The following is a 17,886-nucleotide window of genomic DNA, read 5'->3' on the forward strand; positions in this document are numbered from 1 at the left end:
CGGGCGAGTGGCTCGCTACCTCGGGTTTAGGGCAACACAGGGGCTGTTTTCATGTTCACTGGCATCATCACCGATATCGGCACCATCACCGACATGCGCCAGGAAGGCGATCTGCGGGTACGCATCCAGACCAGCTATGACACGGCCGGGATCGACATGGGCGCGTCGATTGCCTCGGATGGGGTGTGCCTGACGGTCGTTGATCTGGGCCCGGACTGGTACGACGTGCAGATCAGCGCCGAAACCGTGTCCAAGACCAATGTCTCGGCCTGGGCGGTTGGCAAGCGGGTGAACCTGGAACGCGCCTTGCGCGTGGGGGATGAGTTGGGCGGGCACATCGTGTCGGGCCATGTGGACGGTGTTGCCGAGGTCGTGTCGGTCGTTGACGAGGGCGAGAGCACGCGGGTTCAACTGCGTGCGCCTGATGATCTTGCACGCTTTATCGCGCCCAAAGGGTCCGTGGCGCTCAATGGCACATCCTTGACCGTGAACGAGGTGCAGGGCGCGATCTTTGGCATCAACTTCATTCCCCATACCAAGGATGTGACGACATGGGGCGATGTGGCGATGGGCGATGCGGTGAACCTCGAAATCGACACGTTGGCGCGCTATGTGGCGCGGCTGGCTGAGGCCGGGTGATGGCGGAGCAGAAGGCACCGGGGATCGGTCACAATCAGGGTCCGAGCATGGATTTCGGTCATCGCTGGCGCACCCATCAGTGGCGCCGCGCGCAGAAAGAGATGATGCCCAACACCATCCCCCTGATGGTCGTGCGGATGCGGGTGCGCCGCGCGGCCGAGCTGGGCATGGATTACAAGACCTACGCAACGGCGCGGCAGGCGGCGGGGCGCGATATTCTGGGCCTGCTGTTTTCCTCGAACGCCCTGCGGATCATCGGGGGTGACGCAGCGATGGCGCAAGATCGCGCACGGGCGCTGGCCGCGGTGCGGAATGCGGGGCGTCTGGCCCTGGTCCATCGCCCGCATCAGCCCGAGGGCGTGCAAGACGCGAACCCGATGCTGGATGCAGCAGCACTTGCCCCGGACATCACCACAAGCTGGAGCGATATGCGCGAACGCGTTGCGGGGTTCGTTCGGGAGCGCGGGTTTGTCGGCGATCAGGTGGTCGTGATCGGTGACACGACGCTTGAGGCGGAATGGGCACCGGCCATGCGCGCGGCATCTTACCTGAGCGCGGATCGGTACTTTCCCGCAGCGCGCTGACGTGATCCTGTGGACAGGCCTGTCGGCCTGACACGATTTTGGGCGCGTGTTTCTGGCGTGCTCGCATTTCCTTGGCCACGGTGCCTCGTGCAAACCGGCCCTTCGGGGAGGATTTTTGGGGAACAGAGAAGAAGGCACCCGCACGCAATGTGCGCGGCGTTGCACTGGTACTTGGCGTGTGCATCCTCTATGTCGCGGGCAACTGCTGTCATAGGTGATGCATGAGTTTTGAAACCCCTGGCCCGGTCGAAACGGATCTGGCCGCCGCCATTTCCCCGATCGAAGAGATCATCGCCGAGGCGCGTCAGGGCCGGATGTTCATTCTGGTCGATCATGAGGATCGCGAGAATGAGGGCGATCTGATCATTCCGTCCAATTTCGCGACGCCCGAGGCGGTGAATTTCATGGCCACGCATGGGCGCGGTCTGATCTGTGTGACCATGCCGTCCGAGCGGATTGACGAGTTGGGCCTGCCGATGATGGCCATGCACAATTCCTCCCGTCACGAAACCGCGTTTACCGTATCCGTCGAGGCACGCGAGGGGGTGACAACCGGGATTTCCGCAGGTGACCGTGCGCTGACCATCGCAACGCTGGTGAACCCGCAGGCCACGCCTGCCGATCTGGCCACGCCGGGCCATGTGTTCCCGCTGCGGGCCCGCAAGGGTGGGGTGCTTGTCCGCGCGGGCCATACCGAGGCGGGGTGCGATGTGGCCCGTTTGGCCGGGCACTATCCGTCCAGTGTGATCTGCGAGATCATGAAGGAAGACGGCAGCATGGCGCGCCTGCCGGACCTTGTGGAGTATGCCAAGACGCATGGGCTGAAGATCGGGACCATCAGCGATCTGATCTCCTATCGTCGTCGTCACGACAACCTTGTTGTCGAAACGGATCGCCGTCTTGTCACCTCGCAGCATGGTGGCGAATGGATGATGCGCATCTATACCGACCAGACCCATGGGATCGAACATGTGACGCTGGCCAAGGGCGATCTGAGCACCGAAGACCCCGTGCTTGTCCGCACCCATGCCCTGACCGAGATAACGGATATTCTGGGCCTCAGCGATCGCCCGGTTGGCGAGTTGCCCCGCGCGATGGAGATCATCGCCAAAGAGGGGCGCGGTGTGGTGTGCCTGTTCCGCGAGCCGCGCAAGTCGCTGTTCGCCGAGGAAGAGGCGGGCCCGCGCATCGTCAAGAATACCGGGCTGGGCGCGCAGATGTTGTCCAATATGGGCCTCACCCGTCTGATCTTGCTGACGGACAGCCCGCGCACCACCTATATGGGCATTGACGCCTATGGTCTTGAAATCGTGGGCACCCGCCCGATCATGGGAGACACCTGATGGCATCGATCGAACACCACGTCCTTGCGCGCCCCAGCTTTGATGCGCCTGCAAAGCTGCTGATTGTCGTATCGCCCTATTACAAGCAGATCGCGGACAATCTGGTCGCGGGTGCCAAGGCCGAGATCGAGGCGGCCGGTGCGACCTGGGATCTGATCGAGATGCCCGGGGCCCTTGAGATCCCGACCGCCATCGGCATCTCGGAACGGATGTCGAATTTTGATGGCTACGTCGCCTTGGGCTGTGTGATCCGGGGTGAGACAACCCATTACGAAACGGTCTGCAATGACAGTAGCCGCGCCTTGCAACTGCTGGGTCTGCAGGGGCTGTGCATCGGCAACGGCATCCTGACCGTTGAAAACACCGAACAGGCAGATGTGCGTGCCGATCCGGACGGCCAGAACAAAGGTGGCGGCGCAGCCGCTGCGGCCTTGCACCTGATCGCGCTCAGCCGTAAGTGGGGCCGCCAGACCAAGGGCGTCGGGTTCAAACCCGCGACCGAATACCAACTGGCCGGACAGACAGGACCCACCACAGCATGACCCTTTCGGGCAATCAGAAACGCAAGATGCGCTCTGCCGCGCGGCTTTATGCCGTGCAGGCGCTGTTCCAGATGGAGCAGTCTTCGCAAACCGTCGACCAGATCAAGGTCGAGTTCATGGACCACCGGTTCGGGGCCTCTTACGAGGGCGACGAGATGACCGAAGGGGATCCGGATCACTTCACGCGCGTCATGGACGATGCGGTGAACTATCAGGCCCCCATTGACCAGATGACCGACCGGGCGCTGGTGGCCAAGTGGCCGATTGCGCGGATCGACCCGACGCTGCGGGCCCTGTTCCGTGCTGCGGGGGCCGAATTGCGCGACAGCGCAACGCCGCCAAAAGTGGTGATTGTGGAGTATGTGGACGTGGCGCGCGCATTTTTCCCCGAGGGGAAAGAGCCGAAATTCGTGAATGCGGTGCTGGATCACATGGCACGCGAGGCGCGGCCAGAAGCGTTTTGACGACCCTATTCAGCCTGCAAACATAGGTGATTGCAGGCTGAAACGGGGGACTTTCACCGCGACGGTGTGTTGCGGTTCGTTCACCTCTGGCGGGATCGGTCACAATCAGACTAGCATCGGCACATGCTGATCGACCCGATGACCTTGTTCGCGTTCTCTGTTGCAGTCGTGCTGCTTGCCCTCACACCCGGGCCTGACCTCTTTCTCATTGTTGGACGCGGGCTGTCGCAGGGGCGCGGGCCTGCGATCTTCACAGCGCTGGGTTTCTTTCTGGCAGGGGCGGTGCAGGTGCCCTTGTTGGCTTTGGGCCTTGCAACGCTTGTTACCAACAATCCGTTTGCCTTCGATCTGATCCGTTATGCAGGTGCGGCCTACCTGATCTGGCGTGGGCTGCGGATGCTGTCGGGTTCAGACCGCAACCTGAACGGCGGCGCACCGGTCGTGTCGTCCGGCGGTGCAATCAGGGAAGGTTTCATCGCGAGCCTCGTCAACCCCAAGGGCCATGCGTTCATGCTCGCCTTTCTTCCACAGTTTGTGGATCCAGCGGCGGGGTCGGTTTCGCTGCAGTTCATCATCCTTGGGCTGACCATGCGAACGGTCGCACTATTGGTTGAGATGGCATTGGCCACGTTCTCAGGCACAATTGGTATCGCCCTGAGGACGTCGCGCCGTGCGCGTGCCGCATTGGAGAGAGCGGCGGGCCTGCTCATCATAGCGGTTGGCGTTCGGCTGTTGTTGATGGAGAACCCTGGGAAATTGCGCCCGCACGACCCGTAAACCGCCATTTGGCTGTGCAGCGGCATCCTGTGCCCTGGGCCAGGCAGCCACTGTCCGCTTACCGGGGTCGACGCCGTCGCCTGTCCGCACTATTTCTCTGGTCATGCAATCCGAGCAACCCAACCCCCTCATACGCCTCTTCCTCAATGGCACTGCCGTGGGCTTTGCGCTGTCTGCCGTTTTCGTCGCGGCCATCTGGCTGCTCGATATTGCAGACATCCACACGCATGCCCAAAACAGTGACGACGCGTTCCTGATCCTGTTCATACTGTGGTTCTTCAATGGCCTTCTGTTCGGGGCCGTGCAGATCAGCTATGTGGTCTGGCAAATCGGCCGCGAGGGCCGCTGAACCGAAGGACCACGCCCATGCGCGCCATGCAAGTCACCCAATTGGGCCAACCGCTCGAGATGCGCGAGGTGGAAACACCTACCCCTGGTCCGGGCGAGGTGCTGGTGCGCATCCACACCTGCGGTCTGAATTTTGGCGATACGCTGATCGTCAAAGGCACCTATCAGGAAAAGCCGCAATTGCCCGCCACTGTCGGGATGGAGATGTGCGGCACGGTCGAAGCCCTGGGCGCAGGCGTCACGCATCTGAGCGTCGGGCAACGGATTGCGGCCTATTCCGGTTTTGGTGGCCTGGCCGACTATGCCGCTTTGCCAGCCGAGATTTGCGTGCCGATCCCGGACGGGATGACGGAAGTCGACGCTGCCGCTTTCCTTGTCGCCTATGGGACCAGCCACGTCGCGCTCGACTACAAGGCGCATATGAAACCGGGTGAGCGCCTGCTGGTGCTGGGCGCATCTGGCGGCGTTGGTCTAACGGCGGTCGAGTTGGGCAAGTTGATGGGGGCAGAGGTGATTGCCGTGGCGCGCGGCGCTGACAAGCTGGCGATCGCGCAACAGGCGGGTGCCGATCATCTGCTTGACAGCGATACCTGCGATTTGCGCGCCGATGTGAAGGCGCTGGGTGGGGCAGATGTCGTCTATGACCCAGTGGGGGGCGATCTGTTTGATGCGGCCCTGCGCGCCTGCAATCCCGAGGCGCGGCTGCTGCCGCTTGGGTTTGCCAGCGGCACCGTGCCCCAAATCCCCGCCAATTACCTGTTGGTCAAGAACCTGCATGTTCTGGGCTTTTACTGGGGCGGCTATATGCGCGTGAACCCATCGGTACTGACGGACAGTTTCGCGGTGCTGTTTGACTGGTACGCCCAGGGCAAGCTCAAGCCGCATGTCAGCCACGTGTTGCCACTGGTCGAGGCGAACGAGGGCCTCGAGTTGCTGCGCAGCCGCAAGGCGACGGGCAAGGTGGTGATCGAGATCGACGGCCAGGGCGGTCAGTAGCGCCCCTTGATCCGGCCGCGCGCAATCAGCTGTGCCTTTTGCCGTTCGCGCAAGTATACGAACAGGCCCGAGCCGAGGATGAGGGCGATGCCGATCCAGACCTCGAACACAGGCAGGTCGCCAAAGATGAAAAAGCCCCAGAATACGGCCAGAGGCAGGCCAATGTATTCGAAAGGGGCCACCGTCGCGGCATCGGCGAGCCTGTAGGCCTGGCTGAGGCAGTAGCCGATCACCGCCGAATTCACACCCAACCCGATGAACACCCAGATATCCGCATCCGCAGGCCATACCCACGCGCGCAACAGAAAGATTACCGACCCGTTGGTCGCCCCCTCGGCAAAGCGCCCGTCGCCCGCGACAAGGTAGAAGGTGACGGACACCAGCACAAAGGTCGCCTGGATATAGACGGCCATTGCGCTCGCCTTGCTGGTCACCCCCAGCTTGCGGGTCAACAACTGGTTCATCGCATAGGTCAGCGCCGACAGAACCGGCAACAGCAACACGATGCGACTCACCTCGAGCGTACCTGGATCCGCCCACGGGCGCTGCATGATGACGACACCCGCAAACCCGATGGCCACGGCGGACAGGCGCAAAGGGCCGACCTTTTCCCCCAGTACCGGGATCGACAACAGCGTGATGAACAGCGGCGCGGCAAAGAAAAGCGCCGTGGCATCCGCCAAAGGCAGCACGGCCAGCGCGACAAAGAATGTCATGTTCGCAATCACGATCAGAATGCCGCGCGCGGCGTGCAGCCACGGGTGGTCGGTGCGCAGAATGCCCCAGCCCCCTTCGAACTGCACGATGATCAGGCTGAACAGGATGCCGATGCCCGACCGGGCAAAGACGATCTGATGCAAAGGATACCCGCCGGACAGCTGTTTGATCAGCAGATCGTTGATCGAGATGCAGAACACCCCGATCAGAACAAACAGGATCCCGAGGCCGGCGATGTTCTGGCGTGCATCCGTCATGGATCGAGCCGTAACAGATTGTGCGTGTCTGTCACGGACAATTGCGTGCCGATTCCTGCGTGGTGTGCAATCCCGTCATGCGTTAGACAAGACCAAGCCAAGACCGAATGGAGCGCCCCCATGCAGATGTCCGACACCCGCCAGATCGCCGCCGCCCCGCAAGAGGTGTATGCCGCGTTGCTGAACCCCGATGTCCTGAAGGCCTGCGTGCCCGGCGCGACCGAAGTGACAGGCAGCCCCGAAGACGGGTTCGAAGCGTCCGTCACCCAGAAGGTTGGCCCGGTCAAGGCCACCTTCAAAGGGCAAGTGACCCTGTCCGACATGGTCGAGAACGAAAGCCTGACCATCACCGGAGAGGGCAAGGGCGGCGCCGCAGGCTTTGCCAAGGGTGGTGCAGAGGTGCGCATGACACCCGTCGATGGGGGCACCGAACTCAGCTATGACGTCGAGGCCAAGGTGGGTGGCAAGCTTGCCCAGCTGGGCAGCCGCATCATCGACGGATTTGCCAAGAAGATGGCCGACCAGTTCTTTTCCAACCTGCAGGCCACGTTAGAAGGCCCGGCTGAAGCAGAGGCCGGGGATGCGCCTGCCGAGGGGGACGCCGAGAAAGGGTGGCTGGGCCGCTTGACCGGCAAGGATTGATCCCGCACATCGCAATGTGCGCACGCGCGCTGGCTCTGCGCTCTGGCGCGCGGTAACACGCAGCAATCCGCACTTTCGATCAGGAGCCTGCATGCCGACCATCCTCAGTATCAAGAACCTGCGCAAAGCCTATGCGGGTGGGTTCGAAGCCCTCAAGAACGTGTCGCTGGACATTGAAGAGGGCGAGATCATCGCCCTTCTGGGGCCAAACGGTGCGGGAAAAACGACCCTGATCTCGACCGTATGTGGCATCACCATGCCCACATCCGGCACCGTATCCGTCGCGGGCCACGATATTCTGACCGACTACCGCGCGGCGCGTAGCCTGATTGGCCTCGTCCCACAGGAAATCGCGCTTGAGCCCTTTGAAAAGGTTATCAACACGGTGCGCTTTTCCCGTGGGCTGTTCGGCAAGGGGCGCAAGGATGCTGCCGTCGAGGATATCCTGAAACGCCTGTCGCTCTGGGACAAACGCGACAACCAGATCCGCGAGTTGTCCGGCGGCATGAAGCGTCGGGTGCTGATCGCCAAGGCGCTGGCGCACGAACCGCGCGTGTTGTTCCTGGACGAACCCACAGCTGGTGTGGATGTCGAACTGCGCAAGGATATGTGGCAGATCGTCGAGCAGTTGCGCGCCGACGGCGTGACCACCATCCTGACCACCCACTACATCGAAGAGGCCGAGGCCATCGCCGACCGTGTCGGTGTGATCAACAAGGGTGAAATCCTGCTGGTCGAGGACAAGGACAAGCTGATGGCCCGCATGGGGCGCAAGCAACTCGACGTGCAACTGACCACTCAGCTGAGCGCGATCCCGGAAACCCTGTCGCATTACGACCTCGCGCTGGGTAATGACGGCTGGACGTTGGTTTACAGCTATGACACCAAAAGCGAGCGCACAGGCATCACCATGCTGCTGACAGACGTTGCGGGTGCGGGCCTGCAACTGAAAGACGTGGTGACCCGTCAGTCGAGCCTCGAAGACATCTTTGTCTCGCTTGTCCAGGACAGCCAGGGGGATGCAGCATGAACTGGTCTGCGATCCGCGCGATCTATGTTTTTGAGATGGCACGCTTTTTCCGCACGCTCGCGCAGTCCCTGATTTCGCCTGTGTTGTCTACGTCGCTATACTTTGTCGTGTTCGGCGCAGCCATCGGCAGCCGTATCGATGAGGTCGAGGGGGTCAGCTACGGTGCCTTTATCGTGCCGGGCCTGATCATGCTGACAGTGATGACGCAGGCGATCTCGAACGCTTCTTTCGGCATCTATTTCCCCAAATTCATCGGCACGATCTACGAGCTGTTGTCGGCCCCCATCAGCTTTCTCGAGATCGTGATGGGCTATGTGGGGGCGGCGGCGACCAAGGCGATGTTCATCGGGATCATCATCCTCATCACCTCGTATTTCTTTGTCGATATCCAGATCGCGCACCCGCTGGCGATGGTACTGTTCCTTGTTCTGACCTGTATCAGTTTTGCGCTGTTCGGGTTCATCATCGGCATCTGGGCGGGTAATTTCGAACAGTTGCAACTGGTGCCGCTGCTGATCGTGACGCCGCTGGTGTTCCTGGGCGGGTCGTTCTACTCGATCTCGATGCTTCCGCCGGTCTGGCAGACGATTTCGATGTTCAATCCGGTGGTTTACCTGATCTCGGGATTCCGATGGGCGTTTTTCGGGCTCGCCGATGTGCCCATCCTGACGTCGCTCGCGGCCATAGCATTCTTTACCGCGGCCTGCCTTGCGGCGGTGTGGTGGATCTTCAAAAGCGGCTGGCGGATCAGACAATAACGTAACGGCGCGCAACTCGTTTCCAGTGTGGCCTTGTTTGGGTCAGGGCAGCAATCTAAATGGGCTAGGATGAAACGCTGGATCCCCTTCATGAAATCGGACCCCACCGTGGCCGTGATCCGGTTGCAAGGGGTCATTGCTGGTGGCGGGCGGGGTGCATTGAATGACCGCGCCCTCGCACCTGTCATTGAAAAAGCCTTCTCGCGCGGCAAGCCCGCGGCCGTCGCGCTGGAAGTGAACTCGCCGGGCGGCAGTGCCGTGCAATCCTCGCTGATCGGTGCCCGCATTCGTCGGCTGGCCGAGGAAAAGGATATTCCCGTTCTCGCCTTTGTCGAGGATGTAGCAGCGTCCGGTGGCTATTGGCTTGCTGCAGCGGCGGACGAGATTTATGCGGACTCGTCCTCGGTCGTGGGCTCGATCGGTGTGATCTCTGCCGGGTTCGGCGCGCACGAGTTTCTGGTCAAGCAAGGCGTCGAGCGGCGCGTCTATACCGCAGGAAAGTCCAAATCCATGCTGGACCCGTTCCGCCCGGAAAAGCCCGAAGATGTCGAACGCCTCAAAGGGCTATTGGACGACATCCACACCAATTTCATCGACCACGTGCAGGACCGCCGCGCAGGCAAGTTGGACGGCACGGCCGATCTGTTCACGGGCGAAGTGTGGCTGGCCAAAAAGGCGCAAGACCTCGGGCTGATCGACGGCATCGGGCACATCAAACCGATGCTCAAGGACCGGTTCGGTGACAAGGTCAAACTGCGGCGCTACGGCGTACGCAAGCCATTTTTGTCCCGCATCGGCGCACAAATGGTTGACGACACAATCAGTTCCATCGAAGAACGGGCGGCATACGCTCAGTTTGGACTCTAACGAATGCTCACGAAGATCGTCGTCTTATTCCTCGTCTTCATGGGTGTCCTCGCCATGTTCGGTAAGTTGCATTGGATCGGCGGCAAGCGCCTGAGCCAGACAAAATGCGACTGCGGGCGCTACCGCATTGGCAAGGGCCCCTGTGCCTGCGGACGAGGGAAGGGGTGATGAGCGAATTGATGCCTTGGTTGCTGAGTGGGCTGGGTCTGTTGATCCTTCTGCTCGCAGGGGACTCGCTGGTCAAAGGTGCGGTGAACCTGTCGTTGCGACTGGGTGTGCCTGCGCTGATTGTGAGTTTGACCATTGTCGCCTTCGGTACCTCCGCCCCCGAACTTCTGATCGCGGTTCAGGCCATTCTGGATGACGCACCGGGCATCGCCATGGGCAATGTGGTGGGCTCGAACACCGCCAACATCCTGTTGGTTCTTGGTATCCCGGCCTTGCTGGCGACGATGCACACCTCGGAATGCGATACCAAAAAGACCTTCAACTACATGATTGCCGCGTCGATCCTGTTCATCGCACTGGCGTTCCGCGGCGTGTTTGACTGGGTCTCGGCCATCGTTCTGCTGGCGGCACTTGGGTTTGTTCTGTTCGATCAGGCGATGGAGGCCAAGGGCCACAGGGCGGCTTGTGCCAACGGCACGGCTGAAGAGGAAGAGATCGAAGGGGTGGACCCCGATTTGCCGTGGTGGCGCATCGCGATCTTTCTGGTCCTGGGCCTGATTGGCTTGCCCCTGGGGGCCGATCTGCTGGTCGACAACGCCACCGTCATTGCCAAGACCTACGGGGTCAGCGACACGGTCATCGGCCTGACGCTGGTTGCGGTCGGCACCTCGTTGCCCGAACTTGCCACCACTGTCATGGCCGCGCTGCGCCGTCAGGCCGACGTGGCGCTGGGCAATGTCATCGGGTCGAACATGTTCAACCTGCTCGCCATTATCGGCATTGCCAGCCTTGTCGGGCCCATCCCGGTTGATCAGGCGTTCCTGCGGTTCGATCTGTGGGTCATGCTGGCCGCCTCTATCCTGCTGGTGCCCTTCGTCTACATGCGGCGCGATATGACGCGCATATGGGGCGTGATCTTGACCGCGCTTTATCTGGCCTATCTGGCCATTGTGCTAAGCTGACAAAAATAATGAAGGGGAGGGTGCGATGACACGCGCGCTTGTAACAGGGGCAGGGCACAGGTTGGGCCAGGCCATGGCGGTGTATCTTGCGGGCCGTGGCTACGACGTGGCGGTGCACTACGCCAGTTCGGATGGCGGCGCACGCGAGACCGTAGCGCAGATCGAGGCCGCGGGGCGCAAGGGCGTCGCCTTGCAGGCCGACCTGCTTGATGAGGATGCGACACAGGCCCTGTTCGGGCGCGCTGTGGATGCCTTGGGGGGGCCGATCACCTGTCTGGTCAACAACGCGTCCATCTTCGAACACGACACGATCGAGACGGCGACCCGCGCCAGCTGGGACAAACATATGGACAGCAACCTGCGCGCACCCTTCGTGCTGACCCAGGCCATGGCTGCGCAAGGGCTGGCGCCGGACACGGATGATATGGGCGAGCCGGTGGCGACCGGCCTGATCCTGAACATGGTCGACCAGCGGGTGCGCAAGCTGACGCCGGAGTTCATGACCTACACACTGGCCAAGATGGGGCTGTGGGCGCTGACCCAGACAAGTGCGCGGGCGCTGACACCTGCAATCCGCGTCAATGCCGTGGGGCCGGGCCCCACCTTGCAAGGGGGTCGCCAAAGCGCCGAACACTTCGCCAAACAGCGTGCGGCAACTGTTCTTGAGCGCGGATCGAACCCTGCGGATATTGTCGCGGCTCTTGGCTATTTTCTCGACGCTCCTGCCGTCACAGGGCAGTTGCTGTGTGTAGATGGCGGGCAGCATCTGGCCTGGGAAACACCGGACGTTGTGGGCGTCGAGTAGTTGACCTAGCGTGAGTTTTGCACCGCGTTAATGTTCGTTACAAAAGTGTTACCAAAAGGCCTTTATTTTCAGACACTTGCGATGCGTTCATTTAAATAGTGAATGAAAACAATAGCTTGAGATACTGCCTAAAAATTAGGCACACCAAGGAAAGGCCGAAAAAATAACGATTTTTTGCTAAGGTCCAGAACTTGTCATCAGACTTATCCACAGGATCGGTGGATGTAAGATTGCTTGAACCCCTATGTTAATCAGTGCAGCCAAAACCGGAAACGACAGCGAATCGAATGGCGAACCCGAGCGACCCAGATCACCCTCAGATTGAGCAGCCCGTGCCGGTGGGCCATGATGTCATTCAGAGTTATCTGAAGACCATCGACAGCTCGCCCGGTGTCTACCGCATGCTTGATCGCGAAAGCCGCGTGCTCTACGTCGGCAAAGCGCGCAATTTGCGCGCGCGCGTGTCGAACTATGCCCGGCCTGCTGGGCACAGCCCGCGCATCGCGCGCATGATCTCGATGACCGCATCGATGATGTTCCTGACCACCCGGACAGAGACCGAAGCGCTGCTGCTGGAACAGAACCTGATCAAGCAGCTCAAGCCCAAGTTCAATGTTCTGCTGCGCGATGACAAATCCTTTCCCAATATCCTGGTGACGGGCGATCACCCCTTTCCTCAGATCAAAAAACACCGCGGTGCGAAGAAGGAAAAAGGCGCCTACTACGGCCCCTTTGCCAGCGCAGGTGCAGTGAACCGCACGCTCAATCAGCTGCAGAAAGTCTTTCTGCTTCGCAACTGCACCGACTCGATGTTCCAAAGCCGCACGCGCCCCTGCCTGCTGCACCAGATCAAACGCTGCTCCGGTCCTTGCGTGGGGCTGATTTCGGAAAGCGACTATGCCCAGTCGGTCAAGGATGCCGAGCGTTTCCTGTCAGGGCGCAGCACGGATATCCAGGCCAAGCTGGCCGGGCAGATGCAAGAGGCCTCAGAAGCGATGGAGTTCGAGCGCGCGGCCGCCTTGCGCGACCGCATCCGCGCCATGACGCAGGTACAATCGGCCCAGGGCATCAACCCGCGTGGGGTGAGTGAGGCCGACATCGTGGCGTTGCATCTGGAACAGGGCCAGGCCTGTGTTCAGGTGTTCTTTATCCGGGCGGGGCAGAACTGGGGCAACCGCGACTTTTACCCTCGCGTGGGTGCGGATGTGGATGCGGCCGAGGTGCTCGAGGCCTTCCTTGGCCAGTTCTATGACACCAAGGAACCGCCGCGCCAGTTGATCCTGTCCAACGAGATCGAGAACCCCGATCTGATGTCCGATGCCCTCACGCAAAGGCTGGGTCGCAAGGTCGAGCTGCTGGTGCCCCAGCGCGGCGAAAAGGCCGAACTGGTGGACAGTGCCCTGCGCAACGCCCGCGAAAGCCTCGCGCGCAAGATGGCCGAGAGCGCAACTCAGACCAAGCTGTTGAAAGGGTTGGCTGAGGCGTTTGACCTGCCCGAGGTGCCACAACGGATCGAGGTCTATGACAACTCTCATATCCAGGGCACCAACGCTGTGGGCGGTATGATCGTGGCGGGCCCGGAAGGGTTCGTGAAGAACAGCTATCGCAAGTTCAACATCAAGGGCGATGACCTGACCCCGGGCGACGACTTCGGCATGATGAAAGAGGTTCTGCATCGCCGCTTCAAACGCTTGCTAAACGAGGACCCGGACCGCGAAAAGGGCATGTGGCCAGACCTGTTGCTGATCGACGGGGGCGCCGGGCAGGTGAGTGCAGTGGCCGAGATCATGCGCGAACACGGTGTCGAGGATATCCCGATGGTCGGTGTGGCCAAGGGCATCGACCGGGACGCGGGCAAAGAGGAGTTTCACCGCATCGGCAAGCGCCCCTTTGCCCTGCGCCACAACGACCCCGTCCTCTACTTTGTCCAGCGCATGCGGGACGAGGCGCACCGTTTTGCCATCGGCACCCACCGGGCCAAGCGCGCGAAATCCAACATGAAAAATCCGCTGGATGACATTCCGGGCGTGGGGGCGGCGCGCAAACGCGCACTGCTTGCGCATTTCGGGTCAGCCAAGGCCGTGGGGCGCGCCAATTTGGCCGATCTCAAGGCCGTGGAGGGCGTTTCCGAAGGGCTTGCGCAGAAGGTCTATGACTTCTTTCATGACCAATAGGCGCGCCCCCTTCCTGCGCCCTGCGGAACCGGATAAACCAAGGCCATGACATGGACCATTCCAAATATCCTGACGGTGATGCGGCTGATCGCGGCGCCCCTCGTGGCGGTGATGTTCCTATATTTCACAAGGCCTTATGCGGATATCTTTGCGGTGGTTCTGTTTGTGGGTGCCGCTATCACAGACTGGTTTGACGGCTATCTCGCGCGCGCCTGGGGGCAACAGACCAAGCTGGGGACCATGCTCGACCCTATCGCGGACAAGGCGATGGTGGTGATCGCGCTGATGGTCATCATCGGCTTTTCCTCCTGGTCGCCCTGGCTGGTGCTGCCCGCGACCATGATCCTGTTCCGTGAAGTGTTCGTATCGGGCCTGCGCGAGTTCCTTGGCGACACTGCCGGGACGCTCAAGGTGACCCAACTGGCCAAGTGGAAGACGACCCTGCAAATGGTTGCAATCGCTGTGCTGTTTTCCCAGGGCGTGTTCGAGCACTATTTTGGCATGTCGATCTGGGGCATGGACAGCGACATGGTGTCTGCCATCCTGAACGGTGATCAGCCGGACCTGCACGGCCTTGGTTGGAAGCTGGCTGGCGCCGAGTGGGCCGGGCGTGCGGGCCTCTGGCTGCTCTGGCTGGCTGCGGCCCTTACATTGATCACCGGATGGGATTATTTTCGCAAGGCAACGCCGTATCTGAAAGGGTGATGAGCATGGATGTCCTGTATTTCGCGTGGGTGCGCGAGCGGATCGGATTGCCGCGCGAGGTGGTCGAGACCAAGGCCGCAACGGTCATGGAACTGGTCGATGAACTGCGCGGACGGGAAGAACGCTATGCCGCCGCCTTTGCCGATGTGACGGCCTTGCGCGTTGCCCTGGACCAGGAACTTTCGGAGTTCGATGCACCCCTGAGCGGTGTGCGCGAAGTGGCGTTTTTTCCACCAATGACAGGGGGCTAAGCCCCATGTGCGTCGCTGTCCAAGAGGCCCCGTTCGACTTTGGCGCCGAGGCGGCGGCCTTCGCCGGGGGTCGCACCGTGTCCGGTGCTGTGGTGACCTTCACCGGCATCGTGCGCGACGTGTCGGGTGGACTTGAGGCGATGGAGATCGAACACTATCCCGGCATGACCGAGGCTGCGCTGCGCGACATCGCCGGCGAGGCCATCAGCCGATGGTCGCTGGAGGATGCGCTGGTGATCCACCGCCATGGGCGGCTGGAGCCGGGCGAGATGATCATGATGGTGGCCACCGCTGCCCGCCACCGCAAGGATGCTTTCGAGGCGGCAGAATACCTGATGGACTACCTCAAATCCCGCGCGCCATTCTGGAAGCGCGAGATCACATCCCATGGCGCCAGTTGGGTGGCGGCGAAAGAGACGGATGAGGATGCTCTGAAACGCTGGTAAGGCGCAGGTGTCCTGCGCCCGTAACGCTGGGGCGTTTCAGCCGACACACCCTCAACCCGGCTGTGCGGCGACGACAACACATAAACATTGCACACTGTCACGTAAGGCGGACGTGTCGTCCGCCCCCGCTCACCCGGCTTGTTGGCGGTCTACCCAGGCGCGCAGCTCTTCGGTCTCGTGGCGCGCATCGCGCAACCCGTCCATGGCCGCACGCAACTCCGCCTCGGTCTGGGCCAGTTGGTTGGTCAACTCGGCCTCACGTTGCTGCAGATAGGTGATCGCCTGATCACGCGTCTCTTCGGCTTCGTGCAGCTCCTGGCTCATCCGGTCAAGCTCGGCCACATCGCCTGCGGCCACGCGGGTAAAGCGGTGGATCAGCCAATTGGCGAACCAGCCCAGACAAAAGGCGATGAATAGAATGATGGCTGTCGCAATGACAAACTCAGTTCTGCTCATCTTCTGTTCCTTCGGTCGCCGTCTCGCTCTGCGCCTCTGTATCGCTTGTTCCGGCGATGGTTTCCAGCGTTGTTTCGCCTTCGGGCGCAGAGGGTTTGGGGCGGATCAGGCGAAATTCGATGCGCCGGTTGGCCTCGCGCCCTTCATCGCTGTCATTGTCCGCGATGGGGTCGGCCTCACCGTAACCCTTGGCGGTGTAGGTCGAGGTCAGCACACGGCGCGCCCGCAATTCGTTCAGAACCGACTGCGCGCGCGCCTGGCTGAGGTTCAGGTTCATCTCTTCACGGCCCTGGCTGTCGGTGTGCCCCTGGATCTCGAGGCGGATGTCGCCGCATTGGCGCAGGATGTCCGCAATGTCGTCCATGGTGCCCAGGGCAGAGGCGTCGATGGTCGCGCTGCTGGGTTCAAAGGTAATCTTGGACGTGGCCAGGATGTCGGAGATTTCGGCCTCGCATTCATCCGGTGTGGGCAGGGCGGCCACGGGGTCCAGTTTTTCCTGATAGGTCACACGAATGTCGAACTCTTCCGCCTCGCCCAGTTTGGAGGCGAGGAGGGAGGCGATATTCGTGCTGGCCTTGGGGTCGCCCGTGTTGCCGGAGACAATGACAGTATCGGGTGAGACGGTGACCGCCCCGTTTGAGAGTTGTGACAGGGCCTCGAGCCCGGTCAGCACCCGCACGGGCCAATTGCTGGGCAGGTCATCGACCAGCCGCGTCGCGGTATAGACTCTGTCCGACCCAAAGGCCGCGCGCGCATAGCTGTCCGCCACATTGCGCAGGTTTTCATCCGAGAGGCGCCCGCGCAGTTGCACCAGTCCCTCGGGGCTGAGCGTGGCGACAAATTCCGACGGTCCCTGATCCGGGTCGACCGTTTCGGGCAGTTTCGCATACAGCGCGAATACCTGCGGCAGGCTGTTTTCCAACTCGCCCACGACCCGGTCGAAATCGCCTTGCGGTGTCCCTTCGGCCGCGACCAGTGTGATGTCCGCATCCGAAAAGGTGACCGTGCCCGCGCCAAGTTCGTTGAGCGCGCCAATCGCCTGTTCTACGGCTGCGCCCCAGTTGGGGCTGGGCACGCCCATGCCGACGGTGCAGGTGCCCGGCCCCGTCAGCCCGGCGGCAAAGGCTGCATTCAGGATACGGGTGCGTGTGGCGTTTGTATCGGCAGAGCAGGCGTCAAACCTTGTGCCCGCGTCGTCCTTGACCAGCCGCAGCGTGAAGGGGGTGATCACAGGGCGGGGGGCCGCCACATCCAGCGATACGCGCAGGCCCGGAGGGGCCGCGCGGTTCAACTGGGATTCAAGGCGCGCCTTTTCCTCGCCACTGTCTGTGATGGCCCGGATCGCCACCCGCCCGGCCGAGACAGAGACCTTGGCCCGGGGCAGTCGTTCCATCGCCGTCAGGGAAAAGCCGAGCGCGTCTTCCCACCCGTCCGGCGCGGGGTAGTCGGCGACTTCGATCAGGTCGGTCACAGGCAGATCGCCACTGATCGCGCGCACGCGGTCCAACACTTCGTCCCGGTCGCTCGAGGCGGGCATCAGCCCGATGATCGACAGGCCCGCGTCATTGCGCAGGATTTCGGCGGAAAAGCGGGGCGGGGCGATGGCTGCTGCCGCCTCGACCTGCATGTCGTCGATCACGCGCGCTGCATCCACGATGGACCCGGCAGCGGACAGCGCGGCAAAGCGCACGGCCTCGGTCGGTGCGATCCCGGCCAGCGTGACCTGCAACCCGTCGGCCTGCACTTCCGCCCATGTCATGCCGCGATCATCCAGCGCGTCCCGCACCCCTATTTCCGAGCTTTCCTCGATCAGTTTCACCGACAGGTTTGCGGCCACCAACGACAACACGGCGGCGACGGCAAAGGTCGCGACAATCAGGGCAAGGGAAGACAAACGCATGGGCGCGCCTTTGTTTTGTTATGGTAGGACGGGTCTAAGGGGCTGCGCGCCGTCT

Annotated in this window: 22 protein-coding genes; 19 read left to right on the forward strand and 3 right to left on the reverse strand. The window is 61.7% G+C overall.

What is annotated here, in order from left to right; genetic code table 11:
* Nucleotides 1-51 precede the first annotated feature (51 nt).
* From ACMHLQ_RS16970 to ACMHLQ_RS17005, 8 genes are all read left to right on the forward strand, one after another.
* Nucleotides 52-639, forward strand: a complete 588-nt coding sequence (locus ACMHLQ_RS16970; RefSeq protein WP_415401887.1) for a riboflavin synthase — start codon at nt 52-54, stop codon at nt 637-639.
* Nucleotides 640-686: 47 nt separating this feature from the next.
* A complete protein-coding gene (locus ACMHLQ_RS16975; protein WP_415401888.1) occupies nt 687-1,223 on the forward strand; it encodes a hypothetical protein in 537 nt (178 codons plus the stop codon).
* Nucleotides 1,224-1,444: 221 nt separating this feature from the next.
* Nucleotides 1,445-2,566, forward strand: coding sequence for a 3,4-dihydroxy-2-butanone-4-phosphate synthase (gene ribB / locus ACMHLQ_RS16980; protein WP_415401889.1), 1,122 nt, complete (start codon nt 1,445-1,447; stop codon nt 2,564-2,566).
* Nucleotides 2,566-3,108 (forward strand): 6,7-dimethyl-8-ribityllumazine synthase, encoded by a 543-nt coding sequence (locus ACMHLQ_RS16985; protein ID WP_415401890.1) that lies wholly within the window; start codon nt 2,566-2,568, stop codon nt 3,106-3,108. The genes ribB and ACMHLQ_RS16985 overlap by 1 nt, the downstream gene beginning before the upstream one ends.
* Nucleotides 3,105-3,572 carry a transcription antitermination factor NusB gene (gene nusB, locus ACMHLQ_RS16990; protein WP_415401891.1) on the forward strand — a complete coding sequence of 156 codons (468 nt, stop codon included), beginning with the start codon at nt 3,105-3,107 and terminating at the stop codon, nt 3,570-3,572. Before ACMHLQ_RS16985 ends, nusB begins: the two co-directional genes overlap by 4 nt.
* 123 nt (nt 3,573-3,695) lie before the next feature.
* The gene (locus tag ACMHLQ_RS16995; RefSeq protein WP_415401892.1) at nt 3,696-4,349 is read left to right on the forward strand and encodes a LysE family translocator; all 654 of its coding nucleotides are present in this window, start codon (nt 3,696-3,698) and stop codon (nt 4,347-4,349) included.
* Between the two features lie 103 nt (nt 4,350-4,452).
* Nucleotides 4,453-4,698: a hypothetical protein gene (locus ACMHLQ_RS17000; RefSeq protein WP_415401893.1), complete on the forward strand. Its 246-nt coding sequence runs from the start codon at nt 4,453-4,455 to the stop codon at nt 4,696-4,698.
* A gap of 17 nt (nt 4,699-4,715) precedes the next feature.
* A complete protein-coding gene (locus ACMHLQ_RS17005; protein ID WP_415401894.1) occupies nt 4,716-5,693 on the forward strand; it encodes an NADPH:quinone oxidoreductase family protein in 978 nt (325 codons plus the stop codon).
* On the opposite strand, the gene ACMHLQ_RS17010 is transcribed toward ACMHLQ_RS17005, so the two are convergent.
* Nucleotides 5,687-6,667, reverse strand: a complete 981-nt coding sequence (locus tag ACMHLQ_RS17010; RefSeq protein WP_415401895.1) for a DMT family transporter — start codon at nt 6,665-6,667, stop codon at nt 5,687-5,689. The genes ACMHLQ_RS17005 and ACMHLQ_RS17010 overlap by 7 nt on opposite strands.
* A gap of 120 nt (nt 6,668-6,787) precedes the next feature.
* On the opposite strand from ACMHLQ_RS17010, the gene ACMHLQ_RS17015 reads away from it, so the two are divergent.
* The 11 genes from ACMHLQ_RS17015 (at nt 6,788) to ACMHLQ_RS17065 (ending at nt 15,475) form a co-directional block, all read left to right on the forward strand.
* Nucleotides 6,788-7,309 (forward strand): CoxG family protein, encoded by a 522-nt coding sequence (locus ACMHLQ_RS17015; protein ID WP_415401896.1) that lies wholly within the window; start codon nt 6,788-6,790, stop codon nt 7,307-7,309.
* A 91-nt stretch (nt 7,310-7,400) separates the two neighbouring features.
* Complete coding sequence (locus ACMHLQ_RS17020) at nt 7,401-8,339, forward strand: ABC transporter ATP-binding protein (protein WP_415401897.1); 939 nt, start codon at nt 7,401-7,403, stop codon at nt 8,337-8,339.
* The gene (locus ACMHLQ_RS17025) at nt 8,336-9,097 is read left to right on the forward strand and encodes an ABC transporter permease (RefSeq protein ID WP_415401898.1); all 762 of its coding nucleotides are present in this window, start codon (nt 8,336-8,338) and stop codon (nt 9,095-9,097) included. The genes ACMHLQ_RS17020 and ACMHLQ_RS17025 overlap by 4 nt, the downstream gene beginning before the upstream one ends.
* 69 nt (nt 9,098-9,166) lie before the next feature.
* Nucleotides 9,167-9,964 (forward strand): S49 family peptidase, encoded by a 798-nt coding sequence (locus ACMHLQ_RS17030; RefSeq protein ID WP_415401899.1) that lies wholly within the window; start codon nt 9,167-9,169, stop codon nt 9,962-9,964.
* Between the two features lie 3 nt (nt 9,965-9,967).
* Nucleotides 9,968-10,132, forward strand: a complete 165-nt coding sequence (locus tag ACMHLQ_RS17035; protein WP_415401900.1) for a hypothetical protein — start codon at nt 9,968-9,970, stop codon at nt 10,130-10,132.
* 8 nt (nt 10,133-10,140) lie between these two features.
* Nucleotides 10,141-11,094, forward strand: coding sequence for a calcium/sodium antiporter (locus ACMHLQ_RS17040; protein ID WP_415405303.1), 954 nt, complete (start codon nt 10,141-10,143; stop codon nt 11,092-11,094).
* 25 nt (nt 11,095-11,119) lie between these two features.
* Nucleotides 11,120-11,899 carry an SDR family oxidoreductase gene (locus tag ACMHLQ_RS17045; RefSeq protein ID WP_415401901.1) on the forward strand — a complete coding sequence of 260 codons (780 nt, stop codon included), beginning with the start codon at nt 11,120-11,122 and terminating at the stop codon, nt 11,897-11,899.
* Nucleotides 11,900-12,186: 287 nt separating this feature from the next.
* Entirely contained in the window at nt 12,187-14,073 is a 1,887-nt protein-coding gene (gene uvrC / locus ACMHLQ_RS17050; RefSeq protein ID WP_415401902.1) for an excinuclease ABC subunit UvrC, read from the forward strand.
* A gap of 45 nt (nt 14,074-14,118) precedes the next feature.
* Nucleotides 14,119-14,778 carry a CDP-diacylglycerol--glycerol-3-phosphate 3-phosphatidyltransferase gene (gene pgsA, locus ACMHLQ_RS17055; protein WP_415401903.1) on the forward strand — a complete coding sequence of 220 codons (660 nt, stop codon included), beginning with the start codon at nt 14,119-14,121 and terminating at the stop codon, nt 14,776-14,778.
* Between the two features lie 5 nt (nt 14,779-14,783).
* Nucleotides 14,784-15,029: a molybdopterin converting factor subunit 1 gene (gene moaD / locus ACMHLQ_RS17060; RefSeq protein ID WP_415405304.1), complete on the forward strand. Its 246-nt coding sequence runs from the start codon at nt 14,784-14,786 to the stop codon at nt 15,027-15,029.
* Between the two features lie 5 nt (nt 15,030-15,034).
* Entirely contained in the window at nt 15,035-15,475 is a 441-nt protein-coding gene (locus ACMHLQ_RS17065; protein ID WP_415401904.1) for a molybdenum cofactor biosynthesis protein MoaE, read from the forward strand.
* Between the two features lie 129 nt (nt 15,476-15,604).
* Here the strand turns inward: ACMHLQ_RS17065 and ACMHLQ_RS17070 are convergent, their stop codons facing one another.
* Nucleotides 15,605-15,931 carry a hypothetical protein gene (locus ACMHLQ_RS17070; protein ID WP_415401905.1) on the reverse strand — a complete coding sequence of 109 codons (327 nt, stop codon included), beginning with the start codon at nt 15,929-15,931 and terminating at the stop codon, nt 15,605-15,607.
* Entirely contained in the window at nt 15,918-17,831 is a 1,914-nt protein-coding gene (locus ACMHLQ_RS17075; protein ID WP_415401906.1) for an OmpA family protein, read from the reverse strand. Before ACMHLQ_RS17075 ends, ACMHLQ_RS17070 begins: the two co-directional genes overlap by 14 nt.
* Between the last annotated feature and the right edge of the window lie 55 nt (nt 17,832-17,886).

The sequence above is a fragment of the Tateyamaria algicola genome, assembly GCF_047715485.1.
Lineage (GTDB): Bacteria > Pseudomonadota > Alphaproteobacteria > Rhodobacterales > Rhodobacteraceae > Tateyamaria.